At 73.2% G+C, this 15,416-nt stretch carries 12 protein-coding genes; 6 read left to right on the plus strand and 6 right to left on the minus strand.

Translation table 11 applies throughout. The annotated features are described in order from the left end of the window. Positions 1-43: 43 nt before the first annotated feature. Entirely contained in the window at positions 44-625 is a 582-nt protein-coding gene (locus ACOV8S_RS13930) for a nucleosidase (RefSeq protein WP_448318134.1), read from the minus strand. Between the two features lie 230 nt (positions 626-855). On the opposite strand from ACOV8S_RS13930, the gene ACOV8S_RS13935 reads away from it, so the two are divergent. Further along, complete coding sequence (locus tag ACOV8S_RS13935) at positions 856-1,416, plus strand: glycoside hydrolase family 25 protein (protein ID WP_448318135.1); 561 nt, start codon at positions 856-858, stop codon at positions 1,414-1,416. Positions 1,417-1,609: 193 nt separating this feature from the next. Then, positions 1,610-2,725, plus strand: coding sequence for a spore photoproduct lyase family protein (locus tag ACOV8S_RS13940; RefSeq protein ID WP_448318856.1), 1,116 nt, complete (start codon positions 1,610-1,612; stop codon positions 2,723-2,725). Between the two features lie 113 nt (positions 2,726-2,838). Here the strand turns inward: ACOV8S_RS13940 and ACOV8S_RS13945 are convergent, their stop codons facing one another. The 5 genes from ACOV8S_RS13945 to ACOV8S_RS13965 form a co-directional block, all read right to left on the minus strand. Then, positions 2,839-3,051 carry an EF-hand domain-containing protein gene (locus ACOV8S_RS13945; protein WP_448318136.1) on the minus strand — a complete coding sequence of 71 codons (213 nt, stop codon included), beginning with the start codon at positions 3,049-3,051 and terminating at the stop codon, positions 2,839-2,841. A gap of 74 nt (positions 3,052-3,125) precedes the next feature. Beyond that, on the minus strand, positions 3,126-4,058 hold the full coding sequence (locus ACOV8S_RS13950) for a helix-turn-helix domain-containing protein (protein ID WP_448318137.1): 933 nt from the start codon (positions 4,056-4,058) through the stop codon (positions 3,126-3,128). Between the two features lie 177 nt (positions 4,059-4,235). Continuing rightward, positions 4,236-4,742 (minus strand): ATP-binding protein, encoded by a 507-nt coding sequence (locus ACOV8S_RS13955; RefSeq protein ID WP_448318138.1) that lies wholly within the window; start codon positions 4,740-4,742, stop codon positions 4,236-4,238. Between the two features lie 212 nt (positions 4,743-4,954). Beyond that, positions 4,955-5,722: an enoyl-CoA hydratase/isomerase family protein gene (locus tag ACOV8S_RS13960; protein WP_448318139.1), complete on the minus strand. Its 768-nt coding sequence runs from the start codon at positions 5,720-5,722 to the stop codon at positions 4,955-4,957. Positions 5,723-5,813: 91 nt separating this feature from the next. Beyond that, a complete protein-coding gene (locus ACOV8S_RS13965) occupies positions 5,814-6,977 on the minus strand; it encodes a L,D-transpeptidase (protein WP_448318141.1) in 1,164 nt (387 codons plus the stop codon). Positions 6,978-7,377: 400 nt separating this feature from the next. On the opposite strand from ACOV8S_RS13965, the gene glgX reads away from it, so the two are divergent. The 4 genes from glgX to ACOV8S_RS13985 all read left to right on the plus strand — a co-directional run bounded on the left by glgX (position 7,378) and on the right by ACOV8S_RS13985 (position 15,404). Then, on the plus strand, positions 7,378-9,633 hold the full coding sequence (gene glgX, locus ACOV8S_RS13970) for a glycogen debranching protein GlgX (RefSeq protein ID WP_448318142.1): 2,256 nt from the start codon (positions 7,378-7,380) through the stop codon (positions 9,631-9,633). 148 nt (positions 9,634-9,781) lie between these two features. Then, positions 9,782-11,683, plus strand: coding sequence for an ABC transporter ATP-binding protein (locus tag ACOV8S_RS13975; protein WP_448318143.1), 1,902 nt, complete (start codon positions 9,782-9,784; stop codon positions 11,681-11,683). Then, positions 11,680-13,599 (plus strand): ABC transporter ATP-binding protein, encoded by a 1,920-nt coding sequence (locus ACOV8S_RS13980; RefSeq protein ID WP_448318144.1) that lies wholly within the window; start codon positions 11,680-11,682, stop codon positions 13,597-13,599. Before ACOV8S_RS13975 ends, ACOV8S_RS13980 begins: the two co-directional genes overlap by 4 nt. Continuing rightward, entirely contained in the window at positions 13,596-15,404 is a 1,809-nt protein-coding gene (locus ACOV8S_RS13985; RefSeq protein WP_448318145.1) for an ABC transporter transmembrane domain-containing protein, read from the plus strand. Before ACOV8S_RS13980 ends, ACOV8S_RS13985 begins: the two co-directional genes overlap by 4 nt. The last annotated feature ends 12 nt before the right edge of the window (positions 15,405-15,416 follow it).

Raw genomic sequence — 15,416 nt, forward strand, 5'->3', positions numbered from 1 at the left:
GGCGCGGTGCGGGCGGGTGCGGGTGCGGTGCGCCTGGTTCCGGTTACGCCTCGACGTTGCGCTCCGCCCAGCGGGCCAGTTCCACCGCGCAGGCGGCGACCGACTCGCGCCAGGTGCGGGCGGCGCCGTCGCCCGCGTCGTCGCTGACGTGCTTCACCAGGCGGATCGGGACGCCGGCCTGCCGGGCCACGTGGGCCAGGGCGTAGCCCTCCATGTCGACGAGGGCGGCTTGCTCGGCGAGACGGTCGCGGGCGGCGTCGTCGGAGATGAAGCTGTCCCCGGTGGCGAGCACGGGGCCCTCGCCCTCGCCGAGGGTGATCGGCGGCCCGTAGACCTCGCCGGTCAGGCCCGCGAGGAGCCGGGAGTCCAGGTCGTGCTGGATCACCTCGGCGATCACGTGCGTGCCGGTCCACCCGGGCCGCAGCGCCCCCGCCGTGCCGAGGTTCACGACCTCGCGCGGCAGCACCCCGCGCCCCAGCACCCCGGCCAGCGCCGCGGCCGCGTTGACCTTGCCCATGCCGGTCAGCAGCACCGGAGCCCCGGTGCGCAGCAGCTCCGCCGCCTCCTCCTTGACCGCCAGGACGAACAGGGGGCGGCCGGGGGACATCTCGCCGATCAGTTCCATGGCGTCAACGGTACGTGGAGCTCTGGGCAGTGCCTTTCGGGGTCCCACGCGTTCGGGGCCGGACCGGCGACACCGGCGGGGTGCGCCCGCGCCACCCGTTGCACCGGCTCAAAACCGGGATGCCCGCAATCCTCCCGATAGATGCCGGTTGCGGGCGTCAGTCCTGTTCGCAAGGGGAATGCTCCCTTCAACCCCTCTCATCCCGGAGCAACTTGAGGGAGACCCCCCACATGCTTCATGGCATCGACGTCAGTTCGCACCAGTCCGCGTCCTACGACACCGACGGGCTCGCCTTCGTGATCGTCAAGGCGACCGAAGGACGTTCCTACGTCAACCCCAGGATGGAGGCGCAGGTCGAACGCGCCCGGGCGGCCGGCCTCGTGGTCGGCTTCTACCACTTCCTGTGGCCCGGCAACATCACCGAACAGGCCGAGCACTTCGCGGAGAAGGCCCTGGCGGAGCCGGGCGACCTGCTGGCCTGCGACTGGGAGGCCACCAGCCGCGGGACGCGGGCAAGCAACGCGGAGAAGGACCGGTTCATCCGGAAGGTCAAGACGCTCAAGCCGCGCAACCGGACCCTGCTGTACTGCAACCGGACCTTCTGGCTGCGGCACGACCGGACCTCGTACGCCGGCGACGGGCTGTGGATCGCGCACTACGGCGTGGCGAAGGGGAAGCCCGGGGTCAGGGCGAAGTGGCTGATCCACCAGTACACCGACGACCCGGTGGACAAGAACGTGGCGCGGTTCCGCAGCGCGGACGCCCTGCGCGAGTGGGCGGAGAGCGCTTGAGCGACCCCTCCCTCACGCTGAGTCACCGTCGTCGCACCGGCAGCGCTCCGCGTAAGGTCGAAGGAGAGCCGATCGCGACAGGGACAGGAGCAGCGCTGTGGACCGCACCCCGGCCGGGTCCTCCCCGAAGCCCCCGAAGACCTCGGGGAGCCCGGTGACACCGGAGCAGCAGTCGCTCTTCGACTGGGCGGACGTGGAGGACGCGGCGCCCGCCGCGCCGCCGGGCGGCGCCTTCCGGGACGGTCCGGAGGCCCGGCGGATGCTGGACGTGCGCGAGGTGTACGCGGAGCCCGCCGCGCTCGCGTCCCTGCGCGGCCGGCAGATCCTGGCCCGCCTGCCGGGCGTGCCCGTCACCGAGGTGCCCGGTCACTGGCGCATCCCCTCACTGCACGGCAACGACGGGAACGTCGCCCGGTGGGCCCGGGTGAAGAGCGAGACCCTGGTCCTGGGCGTCAAGCAGACCCTGGCCACCCGCCCCAACGGCAGATCGGCCGACTGGATCGCGCCGGGCGCCTCCAACGGCTGCGCCATGGCCTGTGCCTACTGCTACGTACCGCGCCGCAAGGGCTACGCCAACCCGATCACGCTGTTCACCAACATCGAGGCGATCGTCGCCCACGTCGGCCGTCACGTGCGCGCCCAGGGTCCCAAGCGGGAGCCGAACCAGTGCGACCCCCTGGCATGGGTGTACGACATCGGGGAGAACGGCGACTGCTCCGTCGACGCGCTGGTGAGCGACAACACTGCCGACCTGGTCGCCGCGTTCCGCAGGCTGCCCACCGCGAAGGCCTCGTTCGCGACCAAGTTCGTCAACCCGGACCTGCTGGCCCTGGATCCGCAGGGCCGGACCCGGGTGCGCTTCTCGGTGATGCCGGGCTCCGACTCACGGCTGCTGGACATCCGCACCAGCCCGGTCGCGGACCGCATCGCCGCCGCGGCCGACTTCCTCGACGCCGGTTACGAGGTCCACTTCAACCTGTCCCCGGTGGTGCTGCGCCCTGGCTGGCAACGGGACTGGGCCGAGCTGCTCGACCACATGGACGACGTGCTGCCCGCCCGGGTCAAGGAGCAGGCGGCCGCCGAGATCATCATGCTCACCCACAACCAGCAGCTGCACGAGGTCAACCTGGGCTGGCACCCCCGGGCCGAGGACCTGCTGTGGCAGCCGGCCGCCCAGGAGACCAAGCGCTCCGAGAACGGGGCGGTGAACGTCCGCTACGCCCGCGAGGTCAAGCGCGACGCCCTGCTCCGGCTGCGCGAGCTCATCGCGGTCCACGCCCCGTGGCTGCGCGTCCGCTACGCGTTCTGACCGTGAGGGGCGGGCCGGGGGTGGCCCTGGTCGCCCCGGAACGCGGAACCGCCCCGGCCGGCGAGGGCGCGGGGCGGTTCCGACGGCCGGTGGGCCTGGTGCTCAGGCCGTCGTCACTTGGACAGGTACGCCCAGAACTCGTCGAAGGAGAGGAGCTTGTCGCCGTCCAGGTCGCGCTGGGCGATGATCGTCGCGGCGACCGTCTCGGTGACGTTCCAGTCGCCGGACTGCGCGAGCGCCCTCTTGAACTCGGCGGCGGTGACGAAGCCGTCCCCGTCGGCGTCGAGCCGGTCGAATTCCTTGCGTGCTTCCTGGATGTCCGCCATGCCGGACCCTCCCCTTCGTGCCGTGCGCGCGTCCGTGATGACGTCTGCGTCCATGTCTGGTTGACGCAGAAAGATTATCCGGCCGCACGGGCGCGCAGAGCGGCGACCACCCAGCCGAACTCCTCCCGGTGGTCCGCGTCCGGCCCCCGGCCCTTCACCACGGCCAGCAACTCGCGGTAACGCGAGAGTTCGTCCGTGGTGTTGGCCTCCAGGCGGGCCAGCACGGCGGTCAGGTCGGCCTGCTCGCCGAGCAGCTCGCGCAGCACCTCGCCGGCCTCGGGCGACTCGGGGGCGACGCCCCGGCGGCGCGCGTCCGAGGCGAGCTGGACCAGGCGTCGCATGAACCACATCGAGGCGCCGGCCGGGGTCTCCCCGGTGCGGTCGGCGGCGTTGAACTCGGCGGCGGCGCGCATCCGGGCGCGGAACCCGGGGTCCTGCAGCAGCTCCGCCAGCTCGACCCACGCGTCGACCTGCTCGGGCGTGGGATCGTCGGGCAGGTCGGCCGCGGCGCCGCGCATCCGCTCCCTGATCACCGGGTCCGCGGTGTCCAGGCCCTGGAAGGTGTCCTCCACGAACTCCTCAATGGCGCGGGCTCGTTCGGCGGCGGACAGTCGGGCGAGCTTGTTCATCAGGGTCATCTCCTCGGTGGTCGAACCGCGGTCGGCGACGGTCGACAGCACTGCCCGGGTGATCCGCAGCGCGCGGATCTGCGCGTCCAGGGCGGCGACGTGGCGGGCGGCCACCTCCGCGGCCGTGGCCTCCCCGGTCACCACCCGGCGCACGTCTCCCAGGCCGAGGTCCAGTTCGCGCAGGGTGCGGATCAGCTCCAGGCGGGCGACCGAGGCGGCGTCGTAGAGGCGGTAGCCGCCGGCGGAACGGGCCACCGGGGGCAGGACGCCCTCGTCCGACCAGTAACGGATGGTGCGCACCGTCAGGCCGGTGGCGCGGGCCAGGTCGCCGATGGTCAGCAGGCTGTCGTCGCCGCCGGAGGTGCTGTCGTCGGTCATGCCGCCGAGTCTGGGGTCTCCACCCGCTGGAGACTCAACCGGCACGCGCCCCGTCCCTCCGCCCGGCCCCGGCGGCCCGGTCGGCCGCCCCCGTCGGCCGGACCCGTCGGCGACCCGGTCGGTCCCACCCGTCGGTCAGACCCGGTCGGTCACACCCGGTCGGTCGGACCCGGTGAGTCACACCCGGTCGGCGACCCGCATCTCGAACCACGTCCGCTTCCCCCGCGGCAGCAGGTCGACGCCCCAGCGGTCGGCCAAGCGGTCGACGAGGAACAGGCCCCGCCCGCTCTCGTCCAGCGGCTGCACGGGCAGCAGGCAGGGCAGCCCCCGGGAGGGATCGCGGAGCTCGAGGCGGATCCAGCCGCGGCGGCGGCGCATGCGCAGCCCGTACTGGGCGGTGCCGGTGTGCCGGACGGCGTTGCCCTCGAGCTCGGAGACGAGCAGTGTGCAGTCCTCGGCGAGCTTGGGACCCAGCGCCCAGTGGCGCAGGACGACGATCTGGACCAGCCGCCGCGCGGTGCCGCGGGACTCGGGGCAGGTCGGCAGGACGACCTCCGTCTCGGCCGGGTTACCGTAGGCCACGAGGGCCGTCAGCGCCCGCTCGTCCTCCACCGCGGGCGACCAGCGCGTCACGGGTACGACGCCCGGTGCCCGTGACTGCTCGATGCCTTCCAGCCCCGCCATGCCCCCCATCATGACCGGCCGGAGAGAGCTCCGGGGGCGGTTCCGCAGGAATCCGCACACCGGAGCGATCGATTCCGTCCGTTCGGGCGACATATGCCAAGGAAACATTACTCAGCGCTGGCCAGAGCTTTTACGGAGGGAACCACCGGAGGGGGTGATTCCGTCCGGATCGCCCGGATCCGGAATCACCGCCCCCGAAGCCGAGGAGCGGCTCAGAGGAACTTGGCCTTGCCCGGGCCCTCCTCGACGAAGGACTTCATCCCCCGCTCGCGGTCCTCGGTGGCGAACAGGCCCGCGAACCAGTTCCGCTCGATGGCCAGGCCGGTGTCCAGGTCGGTCTCCAGACCGGCGTCCACCGACTCCTTGGCGGCGCGCAGCGCGATCGCCGGCCCTTGGGCGAGCCCCGCGGCCCAGGCCTGGGCCTCGGTGTACACGTCGGCGGCCGGGACGACGCGGTCCACCAGGCCCAGCGTCAGGGCCTCGTCCGCGCGCACGTGACGGCCGGTGAAGATCAGGTCCTTGGCGCGGGACGGGCCGATCAGGCGGGACAGGCGCTGGGTGCCGCCGGCGCCGGGGATCAGGCCGAGCAGGATCTCCGGCTGGCCGAGCTTGGCGTTGTCGCCGGCGATGCGGTAGTCCGCGCACAGCGCCAACTCGCAGCCGCCGCCCAGCGCGTAGCCGGTGATCGCGGCGACGACCGGCTTGGGGATGCGGGCGACCGCGGTGAACGAGTCCTGCAGGCCCCTGGCCCGGGCCACCATGGCCGCGTGGTCCATGGCGCGCATCTCCTTGATGTCCGCGCCGGCCGCGAACACCTTCTCCCCGCCGTACACGACCACGGCGCGGACGTCGTCGCGCCGGGTGATCTCCTCGGCGAGTTCCTTGATGCGGTCCTGGGTCGCGATGTCCAGGGCGTTCATGGGCGGGCGGTCCAGGCGCAGGGTGCCGACGCCTTCGGCGACTTCGAGATGAACGGTCATGCCCAGCAGATTACGGGGGCAAAGCGGCAACGGACCCGGTGCGCTGTGTCACACCGGGTCCGTCGTGAGCTGGGAAGGAGGGGCGGGAAGCCTACTTCTTCCAGTCCTCCCAGGACATGTTCCAGCCGTTGAGGCCGTTGTCCGGGGCGACCGTGCCGTCCGCGCTGTTCTTCACCTCGACCACGTCGCCCAGCAGCGAGTTGTCGAAGAACCACCGGGCGGGCGCCTTCTTGTCCCAGCCGCCGCGGGTGTCGCGCAGACCGACGCAGCCGTGGCTGGCGTTGTAGTTGCCGAAGGCGTCGCCGCCCCAGTAGTTGCCGTGGATGAAGGTGCCCGACTGGGTCAGGCGCATCGCGTGGGGGACGTCCTCGATGTCGTACTCGCCGTCGTAGCCGACGGTGTCGCCGTTCATGCGGGTGACCCGGTACTTCTCGCTGATCACCATCGCGCCGTTCCAGGTCTCGTAACCCGGGGCGCCGGTAGTGACCGGGATGGTCTTGAGGACCTTGCCGTCCCGCTCGACCTTCATGGTCAGCTTCTTGGCGTCCACGTAGGACACCTGGCTGCGGCCGATGGTGAAGGAGACGGTCTTGGCCTGGCTGCCGTACACGCCCGGCCGGCCCTCGACGCCGTCGAGGTTGAGCTTGACGGTGACCTTGGTGCCGGACTTCCAGTACTCCTCTGGGCGGAAGTCCAGACGGTCGTTGCCGAACCAGTGGCCCTCGACCTCGACCTGCGGCTCGGTCTTGATCTCGATCGCCTTCTCCACGGCGTCAGGGTCGGTGATGCCGCGGGTGAAGCGGATGGAGAACGGCATGCCCACGCCGACGGTGGAGCCGTCCTCCGGCGTGAAGTGGCCGATGAAGGTGTTGGCGGGGGTCAGCGTGGTGAAGCTGGTGTCCTTCACCGCGACCCGGCCGTCGGCGTCCTTGGCCTCCGCGTGGACGCTGTACTTGGCGCCGGAGGCGAGGTGGGTGGAGGGGATCCAGGCGGCGCCGTCCGAGGAGATCTCGCCCGCGACCTTCCCGCCCTCGTCGTCCTTGACCTCGACCTTGGTCAGCTTGCCCTTCTCGACGACCACCTTGAGGGCGCCGGTCGTCTTCACCGACGTGGCGCCGTTCTTCGGACTGACCGTCACCACGGCGTCCGACTGCTTGCTCGCCGGCGCGGCGCTCGCGGCGCCGCCGTTCCCGGAGCCCTTGCCCTCGGCGCCCGTGTCGTCACCGCCGCCGCACGCGGTCGCGGTGATCAGCATGAGACCCGCCAGCAGGGACGCGGCGGCCGCACGCCTCCCCCCGGAACGCCGTCCGGTCGTGGTTCCCCTCGTCGACCACACGTTCACGTGTGCTCCCCCTTTTCCCCTCATCGGGCCTGGTCAGACCCCCTCCCGGCGCGTCACGCGCGCCATGACGAATCGTAAGGGCAGGATCGTTCCCCTTCCCCGGCCGAAAGGTCACCGTTTCGTCCCAAGTTCGGCTCCAAACCTGTCAGGCGACGAATACTTCCGGAGCGTTCCCGTCGGCACGCTGTCCGGGGACGTGAGCTGGACGCCCGGGATGGGCAGAAACCTGGGGTAGGACGACGCACCGGAGCGGTCGCGCGGGACGCGCGGCCCTCCGCCCGTTGTCGCCCCACGAGCCGCAGGAGGCGGACCGGTGTCGAGCGCAGCCGAGCAGGAGGCAGTGGCGGAGCAGTACGCCGCCGACGTGGGCCACGACGCCCGCCGGGCCCCCGTGCCGTCCGGGACCGCGCGCCCCGCGGCACCCGCGCCCCTGGTGTGGCCGGGGTCGTCGACACCGCTGGGCGCCCGGTACCGGGTGGGGCCCGACGGTGTGGCCGGGACAAACTTCGCCCTGTGGGCGGGCGGCGCGGAGGCGGTCGACCTCTGCCTCTTCGACCCGGACGGCGCCGAGCGGCGGCTGCCGCTGGGCGAGCTGACCCACGAGATCTGGCACGGCTTCGTGCCCGGGGTCCGCCCCGGCCAGCGGTACGGCTACCGGGTGCACGGCCGGTGGGACCCGTGGACCGGCGCGCGCTGGAACCCCGCCAAGCTGCTCCTCGACCCCTACGCCCGCGCCGTCGACGGGGAGTTCGCCCTGCCGCCGGAGGTGTACGGGCACGTCCGCGACTGGCCCGACCAGCAGGTCGCCGACACCGTCCGCGACGACCGGGACTCCGCGCCCTTCGTGCCCAAGGGTGTGGTGGTCCACGACGACGACGACTGGGCGGACGACCGGCGGCCCAAGACGCCGTGGTCCGACTCGGTCATCTACGAACTCCACGTCCGCGGCTTCACGATGCGCCACCCCGGCATCCCCGAGAAGCTGCGCGGCACCTACGCGGGCCTGGCCCACCCGGCGGCGATCGAGCACCTCACCCGCCTCGGCGTGACCGCCGTCGAGCTGCTGCCGGTGCACCAGTTCGCGCACGAGGACCACCTGCTGCGCCGGGGCCTGACCAACTACTGGGGCTACAACTCCATCGGCTACTTCGCCCCGCACGCAGGCTACGCGGCCACCGGCACCGACGGGCAGCAGGTGGGCGAGTTCAAGCGGATGGTGCGCGCCCTGCACGCGGCCGGCATCGAGGTGATCCTCGACGTGGTCTACAACCACACCGCCGAGGCGGGCGAGTTCGGACCCACGCTCTCCCTGAAGGGCGTCGACAACCGCGGCTACTACCGCCTGCAGTCCGACGCCCGCCGCTACGCCGACTACACCGGCTGCGGCAACACGCTGCACGTGGTGCGCCCCCAGGTGCTGCGGCTGATCACCGACTCGCTGCGCTACTGGGTGACCGAGATGGGCGTGGACGGCTTCCGCTTCGACCTGGCCGCGGCGCTGGCCCGCTCGATGCACGACGTCGACATGCTCTCGCCGTTCCTCGCGGTGATCGCCCAGGACCCGGTGCTGCGCCGGGTGAAGCTGATCGCCGAACCCTGGGACGTCGGGTCGGGCGGTTACCAGGTGGGGTCCTTCCCGCCGCTGTGGACCGAGTGGAACGACCGGTACCGGGACGCCGTGCGCGACTACTGGCGCGGCGCGCTGCCGGACGTCCGCGACCTCGGTTACCGGCTCTCCGGCTCCAGCGACCTCTACGCCTGGGGCGGCCGCCGGCCGTACGCCTCGGTCAACTTCGTCACCGCGCACGACGGGTTCACCCTGCGCGACCTGGTCTCCTACCACCACAAGCACAACGAGGCCAACGGCGAGGGCAACCGCGACGGGACGAGCGACAACCGCTCCTGGAACTGCGGCGCCGAGGGCGAGACGGCCGACGAGGACGTCAATGCCCTGCGGCGGCGGCAGCTGCGGAACCTGTTGACCACCCTGCTGCTGTCCACCGGCGTGCCGATGCTGGTGGCCGGCGACGAGATGGGCCGCACCCAGGGCGGCAACAACAACGCCTACTGCCAGGACAACGAGATCGGCTGGCTGGACTGGTCGCTGCTGGAGGAGGGCGCCTGGCGCGAGCTGTTCGAGCTCACCTCGCGGCTGATCGCGCTGCGCCACCGCCACCCCGTGCTGCGGCGGCGCGCCTTCTTCTCCGGCCGCCCGCACGCCGACCACGGCCTGCGCGACCTGGCCTGGTTCACCGCGGACGGCGCGGAGATGACCGAGGACGACTGGTTCGCCTCCACCACCACGCTGGGGATGTACCTCTCCGGCCGGGACATCCCCGGCCGGGACGCGCGGGGCGAGCCGGTCGTCGACGACAGCTTCCTCGCCGTGCTGCACGCCGGGCACGAACCGGTGGCCTTCACCCTGCCGGCCGCGCCCTGGGCCGAGCGGTACGAGGTGGTGGTGGACACCGGGATGGAGGAGCAGCGGGAGGAACCCGGCGAGACGTACCGGGCGGGCACCACCGTCACGGTGCCCCCGCGCACGGTGCTGCTGCTGCGGGTGGCCTGAGCGCGCGGGGCGGCCCGGGCGGAGGAAAGGCGGGGTCACAGGGGTGCGGGCCATGCTCCCCGCCCCGCCCCCGGTGCGCCCGCCGAGGCTCCCGGCCGCGCGGAAAATCGCTGGGCGATGTCAGTATCGAAGCTTAGGCTCGCTCCTGATGCCCAGTACCGCCGCCACCGAGCGTTCCCCAGCCGTCCGCACCCTTCTGCGCCTGTGGCCGCACCTCCGCCCCGTTCGGGCGCGTTGGCTCACCGCCGCGGTCGTCGCCGTCCTCGCCTCGCTGACCAGCCTGGTCATCCCGCTGGTCCTCAAGTGGCTGGTCGACGGCCCGATAGCGGACGGGGACACCGCCGGGGTGTGGCTCGGCGCGCTGTGGGTGCTGCTGCTCGGCCTGACCGAGGCGCTGCTGTTCGGCCTGCGCCGCTGGCTGGTGGCCCGTCCGCTCTCCTCCGTGGAGGCGGACATGCGCGAGGCGCTCTACCGGCGGCTCCAGCGGCTGCCGATCGCCTTCCACGACCGCTGGGCGTCCGGACAGCTGCTCTCCCGGGCCACCACGGACCTGATGATCATCCGCATGTTCCTCGCCTTCCCGCTGACCTTCCTGCTGGTCAACGGGGTCACCATCCTGGCCGGCGTGATCGTCATGCTGAGCATGGACTGGGCGCTGGGCCTGCTGGTCCTGATCCCGGTGATCCCGGTGATCGTCGTCTGCACAGTCTTCGAGAAGCGCTTCGCCGAGGCGTCCCGCACGGCGCAGGACCAGGTGGGCGACGTGACCACCCTGGTCGAGGAGAGCGTGCTGGGCATCCGGGTGATCAAGGGCTTCGGACGCCACCGCAGCCAGGCCCGTGCCTTCCGTGAGCTGACGCACCGGCTGCGCGGGACCGAACTGCGCAAGGCGCGGCTGCTGGGCGGCATCATGGCCGTCATCGTGGTGCTGCCGGAGCTGGCCATCGGCACCTGTCTGGTGCTGGGCACCGTGCGGGTCGCCGACGGGACGCTCTCCGCGGGCACCCTGGTGGCCTTCCTGTCCACGGCGCTGGCCCTGCACTGGCCGGTGATCTCCATCGGGTTCCTGCTCGCGATGAGCCAGGAGGCGGCCACCGCCACCGCGCGCTACTTCGAGGTCATGGACACCGAGCCGGAGTCCGCGGCCGACGACCGGCCGGCCGCCCCGGCGGCATCGGTCTCCGCGACCGCCCCGGTCTCCACGGCCGCCCCGGTCTCCACGGCCGCCTCGCGTTCCGCGGCCTCCGGGACGACGGCGAAGGCTGCCGCCGCGGTGAAGGAGGAGGGCGGGCTGCGGCTCGAGGGGGTCCGCTTCCGCTACCCCGACGCCCCGGCGGACTCCCCGCCCGTGCTGGACGGCGTCGACCTGCACGTGCGCCCCGGCGAGTCGCTGGCCCTGGTGGGCCTCACGGGCTGCGGCAAGACCACCCTGACCGCCCTGGTCCCCCGGCTGCACGAGATCACCGAGGGCCGGATCACCCTGGACGGCGTCGACATCACCGCCATGCCGCGCGAGGAACTCCGCGCGCGGGTGGCCGTCGCCTTCGAGGACCCGACGCTGTTCTCCGCCACCGTCGGCGAGAACGTCCTGATGGGCGCCGCCGACCGGGACGCGCGGACGGATCCCAAGGCCCTCGGGCGCGCCCTCGGCGTCGCCCAGGCCGGGTTCGTGCACGCCCTCCCGCAGGGCGTCGACACCCAGGTCGGCGAGCAGGGCCTGAGCCTGTCCGGCGGCCAGCGGCAGCGCCTCGCGCTGGCCCGCGCGGTCGTCGGCCGCCCCGACTTCCTGGTCCTCGACGACCCGCTGTCCGCGCTCGACGTGCACACCGAGGCCGCCGTGGAGGCAGCCCTGCGCGAGGTGCTGGCCGACACCACCGCGCTGATCGTCGCCCACCGCCCGTCCACGGTGCTGCTCGCCGACCGGGTGGCACTGCTGTCCGGCGGCCGGATCGCCGCCGTGGGCGAGCACCACGAACTGCTGCGGACCAACGCCGAGTACGCCTGGCTGATGTCGGGCGCCACCCTGGAGCCCGAGGAGGCCCGCCGATGACGGCTCCCGCCGCACAGAAGCGCGACGAACGCGACGACCGGATCGGCAAGCACGGCGCCGGGGGCGACGGCTCGCGGCCGGGCGAGCCGGACGACCTCACCGCCGCGGCCGCCGCGCAGGACGCGGGCAACGACTTCGACCGCGACGTCCTGCCCACCCCGCCCGGCGCCACCGCCGGTCTGCTGCGCTCGCTGCTCGCGCCGCTCCGCGGCCGGGTGGCGCTCGCCGTCGTCCTGCTGCTGCTCCAGCAGGCCGCCGTGCAGGCCGGTCCGCTGCTGGTGGCGTACGCCATCGACACCGCCGTGCCGGCGTTCCGGGTGAGCGACCACGGCCCGCTGCTGCTGGTCGCGGTGGCCTACCTGATCACCGCCGCCTCCAGCGGCGGCCTGGAGTACGCCTTCATCACCTGCTCCGCCCGGGTCAACCAGGACGCCCTGCTGGACCTGCGGGGCCGGATCTTCCGGCACGCGCAGGCCCTGAGCGTCGACTTCCACGAGCGGTACACCTCGGGCCGGCTGATCTCGCGGTCCACCACCGACGTGGAGTCGCTGCGCGAGCTGCTCAGCGAGGGGCTGCAGGAGCTGATCACGGTGGTCGTCTCCTTCGTCTACATCTCCGCCCTGCTGCTGTGGCTGGACCTCGGCCTCGGCGCGGTCGCGCTGGCCTCCTTCCTGCCGCTGGCACTGCTGGTGCGCAGCTACCAGGACCGCGCGGGGCGGATCTACCGGGAGCGGTCCACCGCGATCGCCTCGGTGATCGTCAAGTTCACCGAGACCATGAACGGCATCCGGCCGGTGCGCGCCTTCCGCCGGGAGGACGCCAACGAGGCCGAGTTCGCGCCGCTGAACGAGCGCCACGAGCGGACCAACGGCGACGCCCTGATCGAGATGGCCCGCTACGTGGTGGGGTCCCGGCTGGTCGCCAACATCACCGTCGCGGGCATCGTGCTGTGGGGCGCCTACCGGGTGGCGGACGGCTCGCTGGCGCTGGGCGTGCTCGCCGCCTCGGTGCTCTACCTGCGCCGCCTGTACGACCCGATCGACCGGCTGGGCATGTTCCTCAACTCGTACCAGTCGGCGGCCGCCTCGCTGGAGAAGATCGCCGGTCTGCTGGCCCAGGTCCCGGCCGTCCCGGAGCCGGCCGCCCCGCGCGAGCTGCCGCCGACGGCGGACGGGCGCCCGGGCCGCGAGGTGGTCTTCGACTCCGTCCGGTTCGCCTACCGCACCGGCGGCGAGGTGCTGCCGCGCTTCGACCTGACGATCCCTGCCGGACAGACCGTGGCCGTGGTCGGATCCACCGGCGCGGGCAAGTCCACGCTGGCCAAGCTGCTCGCCCGCTTCTACGACCCCACCGAGGGCGAGGTCCGGCTCGACGGCGTCGACCTGCGCGACCTCGTCAACGCGGACCTGCGGCGCGGCGTCGTCATGGTGACCCAGGAGGCGTTCCTGTTCTCCGGCACGGTCGCCGAGAACATCGCCATCGGCCGCCCGGACGCCACCCGCGAGGACGTGGAGCACGCCGCCAAGGCCATCGGCGCGCACGACTTCATCGCCGCGCTCCCCGACGGCTACGACACCGACGTCCGCAAGCGCGGCGGCCGGATCTCCGCCGGCCAGCGCCAGCTGGTGGCGTTCGCCCGCGCGCTGCTGGCCGACCCGGCCGTGCTGATCCTCGACGAGGCGACCAGTTCGCTGGACGTGCCCGGCGAGCAGGCCGTGCAGCGCGCCATGTCGACGGTGCTGAAGGGCCGCACCGCGGTGGTCATCGCGCACCGGCTCTCCACCGTGGAGATCGCCGACCGCGTGCTGGTGATGGAGAAGGGCCGGGTCGTCGAGGACGGGTCGCCCGCCGCGCTCATCGGCGGGGAGGGACGGTTCGCCGATCTGCACCGCGCCTGGCGGGAGAGCCTCGCGTGAGCCGGTGGCGCCCCGGCGGGGGCGCCGTCGACGTCGACGGCGGTCCGGGGGATCCGGACCTGCGGGGCGGGGGACGCTACCTGACCTGGCTGGTCACCCGTCAGTCGGGCCGGTCGGCGGCGGGGGCGGTGTACTCCGTCGTGTGGATGGGCCTGTTCGCGGTGGCGCCCTACCTGCTCGAGCGGGTCTTCGACGACGGGTTCGGCGCGGGCGACCCCGGCGGCGGCCCCGCCGTGGTCGACACCTCCGCCCTGATCACCTGGACGGCGGTCCTGCTCGTGACGGCGGTGGCCGGCGCGGCGGTCAGCCTGCTGCGGCACCGCACCATGACCAAGGTCCGGATGGACGCCAACTTCCGCACCGTGAAGCTGCTGCTGGGCCAGTCGGTGCGGCTCGGCTCGGCCCTCACCCGCCGGGTCTCGGCCGGTGAGGTCATGACCATCGGCGTGGGCGACGTGCAGACCATCGCCGCCGCGCTCACCGTCGTGGGACCCGGCTTCGGCGCGGTCGTCACCTACCTGCTGGTGGCCGCCCTGTTGTTCTCGGTGTCGCCGCTGCCCGCCGTGGTGGCCCTGCTGGGGGTGCCCGCGCTGGCGCTCGCGCTCGGTCCGCTGACGACCGGGCTGCAGGCGCGGGAGACGGTCTACCGGGAGCGGCAGAACACCCTCACCGCACGCATCGGCGACCTGGCGGGCGGCCTGCGGGTCCTCAACGGGCTCGGCGGGAAGGGCCTGTTCTCCGACGGGTTCCGCCGCGACTCGGCGCTGCTGCGGGAGCAGGGCTACCGGGTGGGCGCGGTCACCAGCTGGATGCAGTCCCTCGGGCTGGGTCTGCCCACGGTGCTGCTCGCCGCGGTGATCTGGTCGGCCGCCCGGCCGGCCGCCCTCGGAGAGATCACGGTCGGCCAGCTGGTGTCGGTGTACGGGTACGTGGTCGCCCTGGTCTACCCGGTGTTCTTCCTGGTGGAGGGGGTGCAGCTGCTCAGCCGCGGCCTGGTCGCGGCCCGCCGGGTGGTCGCCTTCCTCCGCCTGGAGCCGGACCCCGGCCCCGCCCCGGGCGAGGCGCTGGCCGCGCTCGCCGGGCCGGCCGAGCTGCACGACCCGGCCTCCGGCGTCACCGTCCGACCCGGCGTCCTGACCGCGCTGGTCTGCGCGGACCCGGGGGACGGCACCGCGGTGCTGGACCGGCTCGCCCGGTACGGCCCGACGTCCGCCACCTGGGGCGGCGTGCCGCTCGACCGGATCGACCCGGCCCCGGTGCGCGAGCGGATCCTGCTCGCCGAGGCCGAGGCGGACCTGTTCGCCGGATCCCTGCGGGCGCTGCTCGGCGGCGGCGCGCGCGAAGGGGCCGACGAGGCCCGGGCCCGCGCGCTGCGGACGGCCGCCGCCGAGGACGTGGTGCGCGGGCTGCCCGACGGCCTGGACTCGGCGGTCGACGCGCAGGGCCGCAACCTCTCCGGGGGCCAGCGGCAGCGGATCCGTCTGGCCCGGGCGCTGCTGGCCGACGCGGAGGTTCTGCTGCTCGCCGAGCCCACCTCGGCGCTGGACGCCCACACCGAGGACCTGGTGGCCGGCCGCCTGCGCGCGGCGCGGGCCGGGCGGACCACGGTGGTCACCTCCACCTCGCCGCTGATGCTCGACCGGGCCGACGTGGTGCACCTGCTGGCCGACGGGCATGCGGTGGCGACCGGGCGGCACCAGGAGCTGCTCGTGGCCGAGCCCCGGTACCGCGATCTGGTGGCCCGCGAGTCGGGCGCCGCGGCCGGCCCCGAGGACGTGCCCATGAGCGAGGAGCCGGTCCGATGACCACGCCGCCCC

The organism is Streptomyces sp. CO7 (assembly GCF_053474865.1).

Excerpts from the sequence above, each read along its gene's own strand:
- ACOV8S_RS13945 (WP_448318136.1), bottom strand. The coding sequence starts at position 3,051 with ATGGCGGACATCCAGGAAGCACGCAAGGAATTCGACCGGCTCGACGCC.
- ACOV8S_RS13980 (WP_448318144.1), top strand. The coding sequence starts at position 11,680 with ATGACGGCTCCCGCCGCACAGAAGCGCGACGAACGCGACGACCGGATC.
- ACOV8S_RS13955 (WP_448318138.1), bottom strand. The coding sequence starts at position 4,742 with ATGGCGGGGCTGGAAGGCATCGAGCAGTCACGGGCACCGGGCGTCGTA.
- ACOV8S_RS13935 (WP_448318135.1), top strand. The coding sequence starts at position 856 with ATGCTTCATGGCATCGACGTCAGTTCGCACCAGTCCGCGTCCTACGAC.
- ACOV8S_RS13960 (WP_448318139.1), bottom strand. The coding sequence starts at position 5,722 with ATGACCGTTCATCTCGAAGTCGCCGAAGGCGTCGGCACCCTGCGCCTG.
- ACOV8S_RS13950 (WP_448318137.1), bottom strand. The coding sequence starts at position 4,058 with ATGACCGACGACAGCACCTCCGGCGGCGACGACAGCCTGCTGACCATC.
- ACOV8S_RS13975 (WP_448318143.1), top strand. The coding sequence starts at position 9,782 with ATGCCCAGTACCGCCGCCACCGAGCGTTCCCCAGCCGTCCGCACCCTT.
- ACOV8S_RS13930 (WP_448318134.1), bottom strand. The coding sequence starts at position 625 with ATGGAACTGATCGGCGAGATGTCCCCCGGCCGCCCCCTGTTCGTCCTG.
- ACOV8S_RS13965 (WP_448318141.1), bottom strand. The coding sequence starts at position 6,977 with ATGCTGATCACCGCGACCGCGTGCGGCGGCGGTGACGACACGGGCGCC.